The sequence below is a fragment of the Streptomyces albus subsp. albus genome, assembly GCF_000725885.1.
GTDB classification, from domain to species: domain Bacteria; phylum Actinomycetota; class Actinomycetes; order Streptomycetales; family Streptomycetaceae; genus Streptomyces; species Streptomyces albus.
In genome coordinates, this window is sequence record NZ_JODR01000001.1 from 269950 (window position 1) to 287531 (window position 17582).

The 17582-nt window shown below is 73.6% G+C and carries 17 protein-coding genes; 4 read left to right on the plus strand and 13 right to left on the minus strand.

Features of this window, described 5'->3' with window-relative positions; translation table 11 throughout:
* Positions 1–56 precede the first annotated feature (56 nt).
* The 3 genes from paaC to paaA are packed head-to-tail and all read right to left on the minus strand — an operon-like array spanning position 57 to position 2107.
* Positions 57–791, minus strand: a complete 735-nt coding sequence (paaC, locus tag IO40_RS0101125) for a 1,2-phenylacetyl-CoA epoxidase subunit PaaC (protein ID WP_016472019.1) — start codon at positions 789–791, stop codon at positions 57–59.
* Entirely contained in the window at positions 788–1072 is a 285-nt protein-coding gene (gene paaB, locus IO40_RS0101130) for a 1,2-phenylacetyl-CoA epoxidase subunit PaaB (RefSeq protein ID WP_016472018.1), read from the minus strand. Before paaB ends, paaC begins: the two co-directional genes overlap by 4 nt.
* A 3-nt stretch (positions 1073–1075) precedes the next feature.
* Complete coding sequence (gene paaA, locus IO40_RS0101135; RefSeq protein ID WP_063802375.1) at positions 1076–2107, minus strand: 1,2-phenylacetyl-CoA epoxidase subunit PaaA; 1032 nt, start codon at positions 2105–2107, stop codon at positions 1076–1078.
* 374 nt (positions 2108–2481) lie between these two features.
* Between paaA and IO40_RS0101140 the strand changes: the two genes are divergently transcribed.
* Genes IO40_RS0101140 through IO40_RS0101150 form a run of 3 tightly spaced genes read left to right on the plus strand, consistent with a single transcriptional unit; the run spans position 2482 to position 5369 of the window.
* Entirely contained in the window at positions 2482–3180 is a 699-nt protein-coding gene (locus IO40_RS0101140) for a DUF5819 family protein (RefSeq protein ID WP_016472016.1), read from the plus strand.
* 17 nt (positions 3181–3197) lie between these two features.
* A complete protein-coding gene (locus tag IO40_RS0101145; RefSeq protein ID WP_030406638.1) occupies positions 3198–4526 on the plus strand; it encodes an HTTM domain-containing protein in 1329 nt (442 codons plus the stop codon).
* 9 nt (positions 4527–4535) lie between these two features.
* Positions 4536–5369 carry a TrmH family RNA methyltransferase gene (locus tag IO40_RS0101150; protein ID WP_031026933.1) on the plus strand — a complete coding sequence of 278 codons (834 nt, stop codon included), beginning with the start codon at positions 4536–4538 and terminating at the stop codon, positions 5367–5369.
* A gap of 61 nt (positions 5370–5430) precedes the next feature.
* Here IO40_RS0101150 and IO40_RS0101155 read toward each other — a convergent pair whose 3' ends face one another.
* From IO40_RS0101155 to pdhA, 10 genes are all read right to left on the minus strand, one after another.
* Positions 5431–5997 carry a bacterial proteasome activator family protein gene (locus tag IO40_RS0101155; RefSeq protein ID WP_030406636.1) on the minus strand — a complete coding sequence of 189 codons (567 nt, stop codon included), beginning with the start codon at positions 5995–5997 and terminating at the stop codon, positions 5431–5433.
* A gap of 49 nt (positions 5998–6046) precedes the next feature.
* Positions 6047–7084: a chromosomal replication initiator protein DnaA gene (locus IO40_RS37880; RefSeq protein ID WP_033228204.1), complete on the minus strand. Its 1038-nt coding sequence runs from the start codon at positions 7082–7084 to the stop codon at positions 6047–6049.
* Positions 7085–7457: 373 nt separating this feature from the next.
* Positions 7458–8438 carry an NAD(P)H-quinone oxidoreductase gene (locus IO40_RS0101165; protein WP_031174667.1) on the minus strand — a complete coding sequence of 327 codons (981 nt, stop codon included), beginning with the start codon at positions 8436–8438 and terminating at the stop codon, positions 7458–7460.
* A gap of 250 nt (positions 8439–8688) precedes the next feature.
* A complete protein-coding gene (locus IO40_RS37885) occupies positions 8689–8856 on the minus strand; it encodes a hypothetical protein (protein WP_016472009.1) in 168 nt (55 codons plus the stop codon).
* Between the two features lie 82 nt (positions 8857–8938).
* Positions 8939–10030, minus strand: coding sequence for a potassium channel family protein (locus IO40_RS0101175; RefSeq protein ID WP_016472008.1), 1092 nt, complete (start codon positions 10028–10030; stop codon positions 8939–8941).
* Positions 10024–11769 (minus strand): molybdopterin molybdotransferase MoeA, encoded by a 1746-nt coding sequence (locus tag IO40_RS0101180; protein WP_016472007.1) that lies wholly within the window; start codon positions 11767–11769, stop codon positions 10024–10026. The genes IO40_RS0101175 and IO40_RS0101180 overlap by 7 nt, the downstream gene beginning before the upstream one ends.
* Complete coding sequence (locus tag IO40_RS0101185; protein ID WP_078565943.1) at positions 11766–12782, minus strand: DUF6457 domain-containing protein; 1017 nt, start codon at positions 12780–12782, stop codon at positions 11766–11768. The genes IO40_RS0101180 and IO40_RS0101185 overlap by 4 nt, the downstream gene beginning before the upstream one ends.
* Positions 12783–12785: 3 nt before the next feature.
* Positions 12786–14420, minus strand: coding sequence for a dihydrolipoamide acetyltransferase family protein (locus tag IO40_RS0101190; RefSeq protein ID WP_016472005.1), 1635 nt, complete (start codon positions 14418–14420; stop codon positions 12786–12788).
* Positions 14420–15496, minus strand: coding sequence for an alpha-ketoacid dehydrogenase subunit beta (locus tag IO40_RS0101195; RefSeq protein WP_031174668.1), 1077 nt, complete (start codon positions 15494–15496; stop codon positions 14420–14422). Before IO40_RS0101195 ends, IO40_RS0101190 begins: the two co-directional genes overlap by 1 nt.
* Positions 15493–16746, minus strand: coding sequence for a pyruvate dehydrogenase (acetyl-transferring) E1 component subunit alpha (gene pdhA / locus IO40_RS0101200; protein ID WP_031174669.1), 1254 nt, complete (start codon positions 16744–16746; stop codon positions 15493–15495). The genes IO40_RS0101195 and pdhA overlap by 4 nt, the downstream gene beginning before the upstream one ends.
* A 249-nt stretch (positions 16747–16995) precedes the next feature.
* Between pdhA and IO40_RS0101205 the strand changes: the two genes are divergently transcribed.
* Positions 16996–17505, plus strand: a complete 510-nt coding sequence (locus IO40_RS0101205) for an Lrp/AsnC family transcriptional regulator (protein ID WP_030406628.1) — start codon at positions 16996–16998, stop codon at positions 17503–17505.
* The last annotated feature ends 77 nt before the right edge of the window (positions 17506–17582 follow it).

Consider the following 17582-nt stretch of genomic DNA (forward strand, 5'->3'; position numbering starts at 1 on the left):
CGGCATCGGGCCGCATGCCTTCTCCGTCGGCCCGTTCGTGCGGGCCGCCTTCTCCGTCACCATGTCGCCCCCGGGTGGCTGCGGTGCAGGTGCTGCATCTCGGCGAGCATGCGGCCGAACGGCTCCGTGTGCAGGCCCTGGCGGCCCGCGCCGGCGGACCAGGCACCATGGCGCGGGGTTTCGGGGACGGTCAGCCCGGCACGGTCGAAGACGTCGCGGACATCCGCCGTCCACTCCGCCTCCAGCTCCTGCCAGGGCACGTCGAGCCCTTCGACGGGCTGGAACAGCTCACCGGTGAAGCGCCACAGCGCATCGGCGGCCCGCTGGGTGCGGGTATGGCTCTCCTCGGTGCCGTCGCCCAGGCGGAGCGTCCACTGCTCGGCGTGGTCGCGGTGGTAGGCCGTCTCCCGTACGGCTTTGGCGGCCAGCGGGAGGGAGGGGGACAGCCGGTCGTAGAGCGGCAGTTGGTAGGCGGAGAAGAACAGCTGGCGGACGATGGTGTGGGCGAAGTCGCCGTTGGGCTGCTCGACCAACTGGCAGTTGCGGAACTCCCGTTCCTCACGCAGGTAGGCGATCTCGTCCTCGCTGCCCAGCACATCGGCGAGCCCGGCGTACAGCGCACGGGCCTGACCGAGGAGGTCCAGCGCGATGTTGGCCAGGGCGACCTCTTCCTCCAGGACGGGGGCGTGGCCCGCCCACTCGCCGAGCCGGTGGGAGAGGACCAGCGCGTCGTCGCCGAGGGGCAGGGTGGCGAGGGCGCCGACCGGGTGGCCGGCCGGGTGCGTGCTCACAGGTTCCGCACCCCTTCCGGGACCTCGTAGAAGGTCGGGTGGCGGTAGGGCTTGTCGGCGGCCGGTGCGAAGAACGGGTCCTTCTCGTCGGGGGACGAGGCGGTGATCTCGGCGGCGGGGACCACCCACAGGGAGACGCCTTCGGAGCGGCGGGTGAACAGATCGCGGGCGTTGCGGAGTGCCATCTGGGCGTCCGGGGCGTGCAGGCTGCCCGCGTGGGTGTGCGAGAGTCCGCGCCTGCTGCGTACGAAGACCTCCCACAGGGGCCAGTCGGCGCTCATGGCTCAGCTCCTCGCTGTCTCGGTGGGGCGGGCGGCCTGTCCGGAGGGCTGCCCGGGCGGCTGGGCGGCGGCCCGCCTCGCGGCCTGCTTGGCGGCGTGGGCCGCTGCCGCCTCGCGGACCCAGGCGCCGTTCTCGTGGGCCCTGCGCCGCTGGCTGAGCCGCTGTTCGTTGCAGGGGCCGTTGCCCTTGAGCACGTCACGGAACTCCTGCCAGTCGATGGCGCCGAAGTCCCAGTGGCCGCGCTCCTCGTTCCAGCGCAGGTCCGGGTCGGGGAGGGTGAGGCCCAGCGCCTCGGCCTGGGGGACGCAGATGTCCACGAAGCGCTGGCGCAGTTCGTCGTTGGAGTGGCGTTTGATCTTCCACGCCATGGAGCGGGCGCTGTGCGGCGACTCGTCGTCGGGCGGGCCGAACATCATCAGGGAGGGCCACCACCAGCGGTTCACCGCGTCCTGCGCCATCGCACGCTGGGCCTCGGTGCCGCGGGAGAGCGCCAGCAGCAGTTCGTAGCCCTGGCGTTGGTGGAAGGACTCCTCCTTGCAGATCCGCACCATGGCGCGCGCGTAGGGGCCGTAGGAACAGCGGCACAGCGGCACCTGGTTGGTGATCGCCGCGCCGTCCACCAGCCAGCCGATGGCGCCGACGTCGGCCCAGGTCAGGGTCGGGTAGTTGAAGATCGAGGAGTATTTCTGCCGGCCCGTGTGCAGCTTGTCGAGCAGTTCGTCGCGGCCGGCGCCCAGCGTTTCGGCCGCGCCGTAGAGGTAGAGGCCGTGGCCCGCCTCGTCCTGCACTTTGGCCATCAGGATCGCCTTGCGGCGCAGGGACGGGGCGCGCGTGATCCAGTTGGCTTCGGGCTGCATCCCGATGATCTCGGAGTGCGCGTGCTGTGCGATCTGGCGGACGAGGGAGGCACGGTAGGCCTCCGGCATCCAGTCGCGCGGCTCGATCCGCTCGTCGGCGGCGACGGCGGCGTCGAACGCGGCCTGGAGCGCCTGCTCCGCCCCCGACGGCGGCCCTTCCGCCGCGTCCGCTCCCATGCCCCTTTCCGCCTGCTGGTGCGGCGGTGTCGACGGCGTGGTCACCGGTGTCATAGAGCCCCCTCTCCCGACCGACCGATCGTTCGGTTCAAGGATGGATGCGCTCCACGGGCCTGTCAAGAGCGGGCTGTCCCGTCCACGACCCCTCGCGAGGGCAGCGGAGAAGCCCGGCGGTAGGCGCAGGGGAGGGGAGAAAAGGGGCGGGGAGTCGGGGCTGCCGTGCGTCGTGGCCGGAAGCGGAACGGATGTGGGCGGGTGCCCGGACGAATGCCGCCGACCCGCCGGGGCGGACTCCTGTGCCCCAGTAGTCTCTGAGAGTCTCTGAGACGGACCGGTCCAGTCATGGGCATGAAGAAATGGGGAGCAGGGAGGGCATGGAGCCAGCAGCGCGCCAGGTGCCCGGGACGGACAGCAGCGCGGGGGGAACGGACGGCATGCGGGGCATCGCCGCGCTCTCCCTGCCCGCGCGGGTCTTCGTCGCGATAGCCGTGGCCGTCGTCACCGTCGGAGTCGCCTTCCACGTGGCGATGGTCTTTCTGCAGACAGCACCGGACAACACGATCAGCAAGCGGCACGCGGACGTCGTCGACGCGTACGTCTACCCCGAGTTCGAACGCAACTGGAAGCTCTTCGCCCCCAACCCCCTCCAGCAGAACGTCGCGGTGCACGCCCGGGCACGGATCGCCAAGGACGACGGGACGACCGAGACCACCGGCTGGGTCAACCTCACCGCCATGGACGGAAAGGCCATCCACGGCAATCCGGCGCCCAGCCACACCCAGCAGAACGAACTGCGCCGCGCCTGGGAGTTCTACGCGGACTACCACGACGACAACGGGCTGCCGGTCGGACTGCGCGGACGGCTGTCCGAGCAGTACCTCAAGCGCATCGTGATGATGCGCTTCGGCGCGGAGCTGAACGGCGGCAGCGTCGAGCGCATCCAGGTGCGCTCCGCCGTCACGCCGGTCGCGCCGCCCGCCTGGAGCGAGGAGAAGGCCGACATCAAGACGCAGTACGCCGTGCAGCCCTGGTGGCAGGTCACCAGTGCCGACCTGCCGGGGGGTGCCGAGTGACGGACCAGGGGCGGTACATGGTGCGCAGCGGCCCGCGCGCGTGGCTGGAACGGTGTGTGTCGCGGGGCCTGTCCAAGGTCACCACCTATGCGCTCGGGCCGTACCAGACGGCGATCGTCCGTATCGGCTTCGGCACGGCCTGGCTGCTGTTCCTGCTGCGCGAATTGCCCCACCGGCACGAGCTGTACGGGCCCGACGGGCCGTGGAGCTTCGGGCTCGGCAAGCAACTGATCGAGACCAACCGCGCCTTCACCGTGCTGCTGTGGTCCAGCAGCGACAGCTGGTTCGAACTCGTCTACGTACTGGCCATGGCCTCGGCCGCGGCCATGGTGCTGGGCTGGCACACCCGGGTCTCCTCCGTGGTGTTCATGGTCGGGGTGCTCTCGCTCCAGAACCGCAGCGTCTTCATGGGGGACGGCGGGGACAACGTCATCCACCTGATGTCGATGTACCTGGTGCTCACCCGCTGCGCCCAGGTGTGGTCCCTGGACGCACGCCGGGCCCGCAGGGCACGGGAGCGGGCCGCGGCCGAGGGCCTCCCCGTGCCGGCCAACGCGGTCGCGGCGACCGGCGGTGTGGTGCTGTGGGCGGTGCTGGGCGCCGTACTGCTGGGCGGCACGTTCGCGGGCGCGCTCAGCACCGGCTGGGCGCTGTTCTTCTGGGCGCTGTGGGCGGTGCACGGGCTGTGGTGGGGCCTCGAAAAGGCGGCCGGGAGCGGCGGTGCCACGGTGCGCGAGGCGCGCGCGGTGGGCGACATCCTCGCCAATCTGGCGCACAACGGTGTGCTGCTCGTCATCATGGTCGAGGTCTGCCTGGTCTACTCCACGGCCGGCTGGTACAAGATCCAGGGCAGCCGGTGGCAGGACGGCACAGCCGTCTACTACCCGATGAACCTGGACTACTTCACGCCCTGGCCCGCGCTGAGCCATCTGCTGGCGGGCAGCGGCCTCATGATCTTCCTGGTCACCTACGGCACGGTCGTCACCCAGGTGGCGTTCCCGTTCACGCTCTTCAACCGGCGGGTGAAGAACGTGCTGCTGGCCGCCATGATCATGGAGCACATCGGCATCGCCGTACTGCTCGGCCTGCCGTTCTTCTCGCTGGCGATGATCGCGGCTGACGCGGTCTTCCTGCCGACGGTCTTCCTGATGTGGACCGGCCGGCACGTCACCGCACTGGGCGGACGCGTCAGGAGGCTGCTGCCGGGCGGGCGGAAAGACCCCGCCCCGGCCGCCCCCGGTGGGCCGCCCGGCGGGGGCCCCGGCGTACCGGAGCAGACGCGGCCCCAGGTGACCTGGCCCGCCACCGAGCCGGCGTCCGACGGGCCCGGGCCGGGCCGCCCGTAGGGTGGCGGCGTGACACGAAAGGATGAGCAGGCGGAGCGGACGGCGCCCGCGGGGACGGCGGCGTCGGAGAAAGCCGTCGAGCCGGTGACGGCAGAGTGGGCGCGGCACGCCGCCGACGGCGTGCTGCTGGACGGTTTCCACGCGCTGAAGCACGCCCTCCGCTTCGGTGCGCGGGTGCCGGTCGCCGTCACCACGGACCGGCTGGCCGTCCGCGAACTGGCGCGGTCCCTGGCCCCCGACCTGCTCGACGTCCTAGACGGACTGCTGCGAGAAGTGCCCGAGGCCACACTGCGCGGCCTGGTGCCGCGTGCGCACCCGACCGGCGTTGCCGCCCTCGCACTGCGTTCGAGCGCCCCTGACTGGGACGGGGCAGGGGACGGAGTACCGGGACCGGGTGCGGGCGCGGGGACCCAGGAGGGTGCTCCGCTCGTCGTCCTCGACAACCCGCGCAACCTCGGCAACGTCGGGGCCGTCGTACGGCTGGCCGCGGGCGCCGGCGCCGCAGGGGTGCTCACCACCGGGGACCTCGACCCCTGGCACCCCGCCGCCGTACGCGCCGGTGCGGGGCTGCACTTCGCCGTTCCGGTCGCCCGGCGGCAGGTCGGTCGGTTGCCGCGGCGGCCCTTGCTGGCCTTCGACCCGGAAGGCGACGATCTGCGCTCCGTGCCGCTGCCGCCCGGTGCCATGCTGGCCTTCGGCTCGGAACGGCACGGCCTCACGGACGCGCTGCGGGACCGCGCCGATCACCTGGTGGCCCTTCCGATGCGGCCCCAGGTCTCCAGTTACAACCTCGCCACCAGTGTGGCGATGGCCCTGTACCACTGGATGGCCCGGCCGTCCTGACCGTGGTGGCCGGGACAGCCGGGCGCCGTGGTGGTGGGGTGCCGCTCCCCGCGGCGGGCCGTCACAGGTAGGGGCCGCCCGTGCGGCGCTGGGCCTCGTTGGCCTGCGCCGCCTCGTCCTGTGGCATCGCACCGGCCGGGAGCGCCCTGCGCATCTGCTCCAGCTGGGCGCGGGCCGCCATCTGCTGGGCGAACAGCGCGGTCTGGATGCCGTGGAAGAGCCCTTCCAGCCAGCCCACGAGCTGGGCCTGCGCGATGCGCAGTTCGGCGTCGGTGGGGGTCGAGTCCTCGGTGAAGGGCAGCGAGAGCCGCTCCAGCTCCTCGATGAGCTCGGGCGCGAGCCCGTCCTCCAGTTCCTTGATCGAGCTGGTGTGGATCTCCTTGAGGCGGGCCCGGCTGGCCTCGTCCAGCGGTGCCGCCTTCACCTCCTCGAGCAGCTGCTTGATCATGCTGCCGATGCGCATGACCTTCGCGGGCTGCTCCACCATCTCCGTAACAGGGACCTCAGCCTGCTCATCGCCCTCACCGTCGCCACCCTTGGCGGCGGTACTGCCGAGAGCCATCCCGTCCGGGCCGACGACCAGGACCTGCGGGCTCTCCTGCGACTGTTCGTTGCTCGGCTGCGTCATGCCCCCATTCTGCATCGGTGCCGGAGCGGGCGCCGAGCCGCCCGGTGGCTCAGCCGCGCCGCAGCCGCAGGCCCAGGAAGGCGAGCCCCAGCCCCATCAGCGTCATACCCGTGCCCAGCGGCAGCACGGGCAGCACCTGGCCGGACGGCTGGGTCGTGAAGGGGTCGTCGGGCGGCTCCCGGCGGTCCTTGGGGGAGTCGTCCGACGCGTACAGGTCGTACTGGCCGATCGCCTGGTCGGAGCGGTTCGGGGCGCTCAGGGTGTCCTCGTCGGACCCGTCCTCGTCGGATCCGGAGCCCGGGCCCGGACCTGAACCGGTGGCGGGTCCCGCGTCGGATGCGGCACCGGTTCCGGACCCGGCCCCGGGAGGTGCGGGCGCGCCCTGTCGTGCCGTGCTCGGTGCGGACCCGCCCGGAGCGGGAGCGGACGTACGGTTCGGCCCGCGCTGCTGTTGCCGTTTTTCGCTCTTCCGGGTGTCTTCCGGCCGACTGTGACCGGGCTGCTGCCGCCCGGGTTCGCCGGGGCGCCCGTCACGCAGGGTCGGGCCGGTTTCTTCCGGCCGGCCTGTGCCCCGTTCTTGTTGCTTGCGTCGCGCCTCTTCGTGCTGCGCGCCGGTGCTCGCCAGGGACTCGTGCTCCGGGCGCTCCCGGTGCTTCCCGTGTGTGCCCTTGTCCGGCCGGTGGGGCCCCGGCCCGACCGGTGCCGGCTGTGTGCTGTCGCCCGGCCCGGTGGGGAGCTGTCGCGGCGCGGAGCGCCCGGGTTCGGCGTCCGGGCCGCGGGAGGAGCGCTCGTACGGTGCCGGGCCCGCCAGCGGCTCCGCCTCCGTGTCGAAGCGGACGGGGCCGAGGGAGGCGGGGGAGAGCGACGTGGCGGCACCGAACGTGGGGGGTGCCGGTGGTGCGGGCGGTTCGGGGGGAGTCGGCGGTGCGGGCGGGGACGGTGGCGCGGGCGGTGGGGGCGGGGCCGCGGCCGGTGGCATCGGGGGCGGCGCCGGCATCGGGGGCAGCACCGACCGGGTGGCGGCGTGGTCGCCGGTTTCCGGTTCCTCCGTCCCCGGATCGGCTTCGGGGCGGGTTCCGCCTAGCACTGCCAGGTGAGTCCCGGTGCCCTTTCCGGGGTGGGATTCGCTGTGCCCGCCGGTCGGGTTGATCGTCGCGGCGGTGCCCGGCTGGGGGGAGGTCTCCGCGTGCGTATCGTCATCCGCCAGGGCGACCGGGGCAGGAAGTACAAAGAAAGCGCAGGTCAAGAGGGTGAGTCCCCTGTTGCGCCGCTGAGAGTGCCGCACGGCGGTGGCCCTTCCGAGCTGGATGGTCCGCAGACCAATCCAGCGTCACACAAAAGGGCAAAACCGGCATTCCGGGCAAAGCGGGAGGTGGGTGTCCGGGCGGCCAGGGGCGGGGCGGACGGGAAGGGCGCAGCAGCGCTCCCGTCCGTCCCGCCGCACACAGCCGGTCCGCCGGTCACCCCGTGGTCAGAAGGATCTTGCCGATGTGTGTGCTCTCGTCCAGCGTGCGGTGTGCCTGGGCGGCGTCCCACATGGGGACGGCGCTGTCCACCACCGGGCGTACCCGGCCGTCGGCGATCAGCGGCCACACGTGCTCGCGGACCGCCGCGACGATCGCGGCCTTCTCGTCCGCCGGACGGGCACGCAGCGAGGTGGCCGTCACCGCGCCGCGCTTGGCCAGCAGGGCACCCAGGTTCAGCTCGCCCTTGCTGCCGCCCTGCATCCCGATGATGGCCAGCCGGCCGTTCACCGCGAGCGCCTTGACGTTCCGCTCCAGGTACTTGGCGCCCATGTTGTCGAGGATGACGTCCGCGCCCGCGCCGTCGGTGGCCGCGCGCAGCTCCTCCACGAAGTCCTGCTCGCGGTAGTTGATCAGGATGTCGGCGCCCAGTTCCGCGCACCGCTCCAGCTTTTGCGCCGTACCCGCCGTCACCGCCACCCGGGCGCCGACGGCCTTGGCGAGCTGGATGGCCATGGTGCCGATGCCGCTGGACCCGCCGTGCACCAGCAGGGTCTCCCCGGGGCGCAGATGCGCCACCATGAAGACGTTCGACCACACGGTGCAGGTCACCTCGGGCAGTCCGGCAGCCGCCGCGACGTCCACCCCCTCGGGTACGGGCAGCAACTGGCCGCTGGGCACCGCCACCTTCTCCGCGTAGCCGCCTCCGCCGAGCAGGGCGCACACCTCGTCGCCGACCGCCCAGCCGGCCACACCGGGGCCGACGGCGGAGATACGGCCCGCGCACTCCAGGCCGGGGTAGGCGGGGGAGCCGGGCGGCGGGTCGTAGAAGCCCTGCCGCTGGAGGACGTCGGCGCGGTTGACGGCGCTCGCCACGACGTCGACGACGACTTCCCCCTCACCAGGTTCCGGGTCCGGGACCTCGGCCCAGACCAGCGCCTCGGGGCCGCCGGGTTCGGGAATCGTGATCGCATGCATACGGCCGACGCTACCGGCCGCCGTGCCGCACCGTCGGCGCCACCCGGCCACCCGGCTGTGCGGCCACCTTGGTCATCCGGTTGTGCGGCCACCTGGCCATGTGGTCACCCGGCTGTGCGGCCACCTGGCCATGTGGTCGCCCGGCTGTGCGGTCACCGCCGCCCGGTCCTCCTGGGTGCTGCCCGGTCCTGCTCGCTCGGGCCTGTCCGGTCACCGGGCCAGCCGGCCCGGTCGTGCCGGGCGCGGGCGCTCAGGCGGCGTAGGTGAAGCGCAGCTTCTGGTCCGGCGTCGGCACGTACGCCTGGTGACAGCCGGAGCAGAACCAGAACCAGGAGTCCTCCTTGCCGGGCCCGGTCTCGCGGGTGTCCTTCCACAGGAGGCGTTCGGGACAGTTGGGGCAGGTCGGCGGCGGGTCCACCGCGTCATCGTCACGCGCGGGCGCCGACGGGGTCCGCCAGGCGCCCGACAGTCACCTGAAGGGGTGAGGGGCGCCCGGCGGGTCACCGGTACTCGCCGCGCCGCTCGTCCCCGTCGGGCAGCGGCCGGGAGGCGCGGTGGATGACGACCAGCCGGTCGGTGAGTTGCAGACTGGCCGCCTCCGGGTCGTCGAAGGGGAGTATCCGGTGGCCGCGCACCACCGAGACGACCAGGTCGTCGCACTCGCGCGGGGAACGGCCGGCCTCGGCCTTGGTGACGGGCCGCTCCTTCAGGTCCAGGCCGCTGCCCTGCTGGATGAGGTCCTCTATCACCGAACTGGCGTTGGGACTGAGCATGGCGAGGCCCAGCAGCCGGCCCGCCGCACTGGCGCTGGTGATGACCTGGTCGGCGCCGGACTGGCGCAGCAGCGGGGCGTTCTCCTCCTCCCGTACCGCGGCGACGATCTTGATGCGTGGATTCAGCTGCCGTGCCGTCAACGTCACCAGTACCGAGGTGTCGTCCCGCTGCGGTGCGATGACGATCTGCTTGGCCCGCTGCACCTGTGCCCGCACCAGTACCTGGCTGCGGGTCGCGTCCCCTTCGACGCCCGCGAAGCCCTCCCCGTTGGCGGCTTTGACGACCTGTGGGTGAGTGTCGATGACGACGACCTGGTCGCGTACCAGACCAGTCGACAGCAGCGTCTGGATCGCCGAGCGGCCTTTCGTGCCGTATCCGACGACGACGGTGTGGTCGCGCAACGCGGACCTCCAGCGGTTCAGGCGCCACTGCTGACGGGTGCGGTCGGTCAGCGCTTCGAGCGTGGTGCCGATGAGGATGATCAGGAACAGGACGCGCAGCGGCGTGATCACCAGGGCGTTGACCAGCCGCGCGCTGTCGGAGGCGGGCGTGATGTCGCCGTAGCCGGTCGTCGAGAGGGTGACCGTCGTGTAGTACACGCAGTCCAGGAACGACATGCCGTCGTCGGCGGCGTCCCGGTAGCCCTCCCGGTCGATGTAGACCAGCAGGACCGTCACCCACAGGACGACAAAAGCGGCCAGCAGGCGACGCAGCACCTGCCGCAGCGGGGAGGCGCCGAAAGTGGGCAGCACCACCGCACCGTGCTGCTCGGCCTCGTCCTCGCTCTCCTGGGCGACTCCGTACAACCGCTTCACCACGGCAGCTCCACCAGCGGTACGTCCTCACCGGGTGCGGCACCGCCGGGCGGGACGACCGCCAGCGCGTCGCACGAGGCGACCCCGCGCAGCATGGACGGGCCCGCGTAGCGCAGCGGCCTGATGCGCGCCCGGATACCGGATCCCTCGTGCCGTACGGGCACCAGCCGGGTGTCCCGCGGGTGGCCGGACACCTCGGCGCCCAGCGTCGCCTTCCGCAGCTCCGGTTCGGCCCGGCCGGCCAGCGCACGCAGCAGGGGAGCCGCCAGTGTCACCAGCCCGGACAGCGCCGCCAGCGGATTGCCGGGCAGTCCCACCAGATGGCTGCCGCGCCGACGGCCCTGCTGCGGTCGCAGTGCGGCCAGCAGCATCGGGTGCCCCGGACGGACCCGTACGCCGCGCACCAGCAGCCTCGCGTCCATGCGGCGCAGCGTCGGCTGGAGGTGGTCGACGGGGCCGCGGGCGGTGCCGCCGGTCGTCACGATCAGATCGGCCGTCGTCCCGGACACCGCCTCGTGCAGCGCCTCGGCGTCGTCGCCCAGCAGCCGGGTCGCGACCACCTCCGCGCCCAGAGCCGTCAGCCACGGCCCGACCATCGGCCCCAGCGCGTCCCGGATGCGGCCGTCCCGGGGCAGGCCGCTGTGCAGCAGTTCGTCGCCCAGGACGAGCACTTCGGCGCGCGGACGCGGAACGATCTCCAGCTCGTCGTAGCCCGCCGCCGCCGCCAGACCCAGCACCGGCGGGGTGACGATCCGCCCCGGCGGCAGCAGCGCGTCGCCCTCACGGCACTCCTGGCCGCGTGGCCTGATGTCGGCGCCCGCCTGCGGGGGAGAGGGACTGCGCAGCCGGGCGCCGCCGATGCGCTCGGCCGCCTCCCAGCGCAGTACCGCACTGGTGCCCGGCGGAACCCGGGCGCCGGTCGCGATGCGGATGGCCTCGCCGTCGGCGAGCTGCGGCGGCTCGCTGCGGTCCCCGGCCAGCAGCCCGGGCCGCTCGGCGCCGTCCGCCGTGCGGGCCGGCACCCACGGCCCCGGACCGCAGACGGCCCAGCCGTCCATCGCCGAGGTGTCGAACGGCGGCAGATCGGTGAGGGCCGTCACCGCAGCGGCCAGCGTGTGCCCCAGCGCCCGGTCGAGCGGCACCGTGGCCGACGGCAGCGCATCGGCCGCCCCGGCCGCCGTGGCCACCGCCTCCGACCAGGTGGCGGCCGACACCCGGGAGCGGTCGCCGTGCTGCCGGGGCGCGGTGTGCCGGGCCTCCCGGGAGGCTGACTCGCGGGAGGCGGTCCGCCGTGCCGTGCCGCCGGTGTCGGTGCCGGCGTCCGCGCGGGAGTCGGCGGGGTGTGCGTCGTAGGACGGTGCGCCGGGGGACGGAGCGCCGCCCGGCCGGGCCTCGCCGCTCCGGCCGCCTGTGCCCTGGTCGCCCTTGCCCCGGTTGCCCGCGTTCCGGCCGCCTGTGTCCTGGTCGCCGTGGCGGGTGTCACCGGGGTGTCCGCCGCGCGCGGGGCCCTGGCCGGGGGCGGTACCGGACCGGGCGCCCTGGCCGGCCCACGCGGGCTGTTCGCCCTCCCCCTCCTCGTCCTCGCCGGGGCCGGGGTCGAACTCGTCCTCGTCCAGGTTCTCCCAGTCGTCCCACCTGATACGCCGGATGCGTTTGAGTCGTGGTGCGGGGGGCGGCGTCGGCCGGGCCCGGCCGCTGTTGGCCAGGGCGATGGCCTCGTCGAGTTCGTCGGATCCGCTCATCGTTCGCCTGTGTTCCCGGCCGTGCCGGTCTCGTCGTTCCCGGTGGTCCCGTCGGCATCGGTGGTCCCGCCTCTGCCGCCGGTTCCGTCCGCCTCGGCGGCCCACCGGCGGGCGAGCCGGGTGAGGGCGGCTGCCGCCTCGTCCACGTCCACGGACGAACCACCTGCCCGCCCCGCCGCGTAACCCGCCAGGAACGTGGTGAGGGGCGCCGCCGGCCGGGCGACGCCGTGTGCGGCGTCACGGGCCAGATCGAGCAGCACGGTGGTGTCCACGTTCAGTTCGATGCCCAGTTCGGCCTTGGCCGCGGCAATCCATTCATCCAGCACCCTGTCATGCTCCCTGATCCTGGCCCGCGCTGTGACGATGTCGTCCCAGGTGTCGCAGTCGAACGCCGCGGCAGCGAGGGACGGCGCGGACAGGGCGGCCACCCGGTGCAGTCGCAGCCCCTGGAGTACCAGACGCAGCGGAAGCCCCGAAAGATGACCGTACTCCGTGCGCAACAGGGCGAGTTCGCGGCGCAGCGGCTCCATCCGGTAGGCGGCGAGCAGGGGTTGGTCGCGCCCGTCGTGCAGCACCACGCCCTCCGCGTCCTCCGGGACCGTCACCAGTGTGCCGACCGTCGCGGCGTCGAGGAACGGCAGATCGGCGGAGACGACGAGCACGGGTGTTCGCCCTGCGGCGCCGTCCGGCCCGCCGCCGTCCTCGCCCAGAGCCTCCAGACCCGCGCGCAGGGCGGCGAGCGGGCCGCCGCCGGGCGGGTCCTCACGGGCCCACACAACGGGCCGGCAGGACGGGCGGCGCGGCCCCACGACGACGGTCGCCGCCGCGTCGGCGCACGCCGCGAGAACCCGGTCGAGCAGCGTCCTGCCGCCCACCGTCACGGCGGGCTTGTCGACGCCGCCGAGCCTGCGCGCGTCCCCGCCCGCGAGGACGAGCGCCGCGTACGGGCGGGGAGCACCGCCCGGTCCGTACTGCTGCCGACGGGCGGACGGTGGTGCTGGAGGCTGCGTCACACCTCAGAGCGTACGGAGGAGCCTCGCCGGTTGCTCCACGCAGTCCGCGACATGACGCAGGAAACCGCCCGCCGTACCGCCGTCGCACACCCGGTGGTCGAAGGTGAGCGACAACTGGACGACGCTGCGCACGGCCAGTTCGTCACCGACGACCCAGGGCTTGCGCGCGATACGGCCCACACCGAGCATCGCCGCCTCGGGGTGGTTGATGATCGGGGTGGAGCCGTCCACACCGAAGACCCCGTAGTTGTTCAGCGTGAACGTGCCGCCCGTCAACTCGGCCGGGGAGAGCCGCCCGGCGCGGGCCGCCTCGGTGAGCCGGGCCGTCTCGGCGGTCAGCTCCTCGGCGGTCATCGTGTGCGCGTCGCGGACCACCGGTACGACGAGCCCCCGGTCCGTCTGCGCCGCGAACCCCAGATGCACCTCGGGCAGGACGACGATCTCCCGCGCCTCGGTGTCCACCGTGGCGTTCAGCTCGGGGAACCGCGCCAGTGCCGCCGTGCAGACGCGGGCCAGCAGGGCCAGCAGCGAGACGGGCGGCACCTGCCCGCCGTGCCCGGGAGCCGCGTTCATCCGGGCCCGGGCGGCGAGGAGTTCGGTGGCGTCGGCGTCCACCCAGCAGCTCGCGTCGGGGATTTCGCTGCGGCTGCGGGACAGGCGTGCCGCAGCCGTGCCGCGCACGCCGCGCAGCGGGATACGGCGCTCGTGCCGGACGCTGCCGACGGCGTTGCGTACGTCGTCGGCGCCGGGTACGCCATCCGCATCGCCGGGCACGGTGCGCGCGTCACCCCGTACGCCGTCCGCGCCGCTGCGGGTGCCTTCCCGTGCGGCCGTACCGGTCGGTGCGGGCGGCGGACTGTGCGGGTCGGCGGGCGCCCCTTCCGGCACGGCGGTGCGCAGTGCCCGCTCCACGTCCGCGCGCAGGATGAGCCCGTCCGGTCCGCTGCCGGTCACTCGGGACAGGTCGAGGGAGTTCTCCCGGGCGAGCCGGCGAACGAGGGGCGAGATGACGGGCACGGGCGTACGGGCGTCGCCGTTCGCCCGGGAGGCGCCGCGCCTGTCCGGGTGCGCGCGGGTGCTCCGGTCGGTGCCGTTGTGGGGTGTGCCGTCTGCTCGGGGCCCGGCTCCTGCGGCGCGTGCGGGCGAGGGGGACACGGGGCCGGCGAGGGAGGAGGGGAGGACCCGGCGGCGCCGGCCGGGAGCCGGCGCCGTCCCGTAGCCGACCAGGACGTTGCCCGACCCGCCCACGTGCTCCGGATCGGGAGGCGCGGTCCGTCCCGCGGCCGGCCCGGTGACAGCTTCCGCGGCCGTGCCGGGGGTGTGGTCCGGCGTCGCGTCTTCCGTGCGCGGGGCCGCGTCACCGTCCGGCCCGCTGCCCGGCGCACCGTTTTCGGGGCCGACCGCGACGGTGACCAATGGCGCCCCCACCGCCACCTCCGCGCCCTCCTCGGCGGCGTGCGAGGTCACCACGCCGGCGTACGGGCAGGGGACCTCCACCAGCGCCTTGGCGGTCTCCACCTCCACGACCGGCTCGTCCACCCGCACCGTGTCACCGACCGCGACCAGCCACCTGACGATCGTGGCCTCCGTCAGCCCCTCCCCCAGGTCCGGGAGGGCGAACTGCCGCACCTCGCCCATCAGCGCGCACCCCCGCCCCGGCCCGTGTCCTGCCGTGAAGTCCAGCCGCTCTCCCACTGGAGGCGGGCGACGGCGTCCAGGATCCGGTCCACACCGGGCAGGTGGTGGCGTTCCAGCATCGGCGGCGGGTAGGGGATGTCGAACCCGGCGACGCGCAGCACGGGAGCCTCCAGATAGTGGAAGCAGCGCTCCGTGACGCGGGCGGCGATCTCCCCGCCGGGCCCGGCGAAACCGGGGGACTCATGGACGACGACCGCCCTCCCCGTGCGCCGCACGGAGGCGGTGACGGTCGCCTCGTCGAACGGCACCAGGGAGCGCAGATCGATCACTTCCAAATCCCAGCCCTCCGCACGCGCGGCCTCGGCGGCCTCCAGGCAGACGGGCACCGAGGGGCCGTAGGTGATGAGCGTGGCGGAGGTGCCCGTCCGGCGGACGACGGCCTCACCGATACCCGGCACCGCCTCGGGCGCCTCCGGGTCCCAGTCGGCCTTCGCCCAGTACAGCCTTTTTGGTTCGAGGAAGACCACAGGGTCGTCGGAGGCGATGGCCGCCCGCAGCAGCCCGTAGGCGTCGGCCACGGTCGCCGGGGTGACGACGTGCAGCCCGGGGGTGGCCATGTAGTACGCCTCGGAGGAGTCGCTGTGGTGCTCGACACCGCCGATGCCGCCGCCGTAGGGGACGCGCACCGTCAGCGGCATGGGCATCCGCCCGCGCGTGCGGTTGCGCATCCGCGAGACGTGCGAGACCAGTTGCTCGAAGCCGGGGAGGGCGAACGCGTCGAACTGCATCTCCACGACCGGCCGCAGCCCGTACATCGCCATCCCGACCGCCGTGCCCAGGATGCCCGCCTCCGCCAGCGGGGTGTCGGCGCAGCGCTCGGGGCCGAACTCCGCGGCCAGACCGTCCGTCACGCGGAAGACGCCGCCCAGTGTGCCGACGTCCTCTCCGAAGATGTGCACATCCGGGTCGTCGGCCATGGCGTCCCGCATGGCCCGGCGCAGCGCCTGCCCCAGGGTCGCCGGTTTGCGTTCCGCCGTGCCGCCAGCCGCAGGGGGCTGCCGTACTGCCGTGCTCATCGGTTCTCCTCCCCCGTCGCGCCGCCCTCGGTCGCCTGCTCGGCGGCCAGTTCGGCGCGCAACTGTGCCGCCTGTTCGCGCAGTTGCGCGGTCGGCTCCGTGTAGACGTGGGTGAACAGCTCCATCGGGTCCGGCCGGGGCTCGGTGTTCATCCGTGCCCGCAGGTCGGCCGCCTGCTGTTCGGCCGCCTCGGCAGCCGCCGTCACCGTCTCCTCGTCCAGCAGCCCCCGCTGCCGCAGCGCCCGCTCCAGCACCGTCACCGGGTCGTGCTCGCGCCAGGCTGTGACCTCCTCCTCGGTGCGGTAGCGGGTCGCGTCGTCGGCGTTCGTGTGCGCCTCCAGGCGGTAGGTGACCGCCTCGATCAGTGTCGGGCCGCCGCCGGAACGGGCCCGCTCCAGCGCCTCGGTGAGCACCTCGTGCACGGCCACCGCGTCGTTGCCGTCCACCAGCCGGCCCGGCATCCCGTAGCCGACCGCCTTGTGCGCCAGGGACGGTGCCGCAGTCTGCTTGGCCAGTGGTACGGAGATCGCGAACCCGTTGTTCTGCACCAGGAAGACCACCGGGGAGCGCCAGACGGCGGCGAAATTCAGCGCCTCGTGGAAGTCGCCCTCGCTCGTGCCGCCGTCCCCCACGAGGGCCAGCGCGGCCACGTCGTCACCCCGCAGCCGCGCGGCGTGCGCCAGCCCCACCGCGTGCGGCAACTGGGTGGCCAGCGGCGTGCACAGGGGCGCCACCCGGGTGCGGTGCGCGTCGTAGCCGTGGTGCCAGTCGCCGCGCAGCAGCGACAGGACCTCCACCGGGTCGACGCCGCGGGCCACGGCCGACAGGGTGTCGCGGTAGCTGGGGAAGAGCCAGTCCTGCTCCCGCAGGGCCAGCGCCGCGGCGACCTGGCACGCCTCCTGTCCACGCGACGAGGGGTAGACGGCGAGACGGCCCTGCCGCGTCAGCGCGGTGGCCTGCTCGTTGAACCGCCGGCCTTGCACGACGGCCGCGTACAGCCGGCGCAGCAGCTCGGCGTCGGGTTCCTTCACCTTTCCCGCCCCGGCCGCCCCCTCCGCCCCGGGCGTCGGCGTCCCGGAACCGTCCTGCGGCGCGGTCGATCCGTCGGACCCGTCCGGGAGCCGTCCCGTACGGGCGCCGAGCACCCGGTACGGCTCGGCGTCGGGCAGCAGCGGGCCGGCCTCGGTGCGGGGCCGCCAGGCGGGAGGAGATGCGGGGGCGTGGGTACCTGGCTGCTCTAGGACCGTCATGACGAGCACCTCCTCGTGGGCGGGCTACCGCGTGCCGCTCGGCGGATACGCCTGGCGCGCCGGCCTGCCGATGGCCGTACCACCGGCAGGCCGGGACGGTGACCGGTTCGGCCACCCCTACCGATTGTTCGGTCGTCGGCACATTTTGGCTACGGGTGGCCTCAGCCTGTGGACAACTGGCACGGAAAACCGTTCGATGGCCGCAGGGCGTCCATGCAGGGGAGGCGGGGCACCGTGCCGGATGAACAGATGGCCAGCGGGCCGGGACGCGCGCCGGAGGGGGCCGAGGACCGCGCCGGGCCCCGGCCGCCGGCCCGCCCGCTGGACCCGATCGACCGCGACATCCTGCGGCTGCTCCGGGCCGACGGCCGGGCCTCGATCCGCTCCGTCGCCGAACGCGTGCACGTGTCGCGGGCCAACGCCTACGCGCGTATCAACCGGCTGCTCGACGACGGTGTCATCCGCGGCTTCAGCGCCCGTATCGACCAGGAACGGGCGGGACACGGCGCCTCCGCCTACATCACCCTCAAGATCGTCCAGAATTCGTGGCGCGACGTGCGCGAGAAGCTGCGGGAGTTGCCGGGCGCCGCCCACATGGCGCTGGTCAGCGGCGACTTCGACGTCCTGCTGCTCGTGCACACCCCGGACAACCGTGCCCTGCGGGATCTGGTCCTCACCCGCATCCAGTCGATGCCCGAAGTGCTCAGCACACGCACGCTCCTGGTCTTCGAGGAGACCGACCTGGAGCCGGACCCGTGACCGGTGGCAGCCGCCGGGACGAGCGCGGGGGCACCGCGCCGACGGGGGAGCCTCGCCGACGGGGGAGCCGCCCGGCC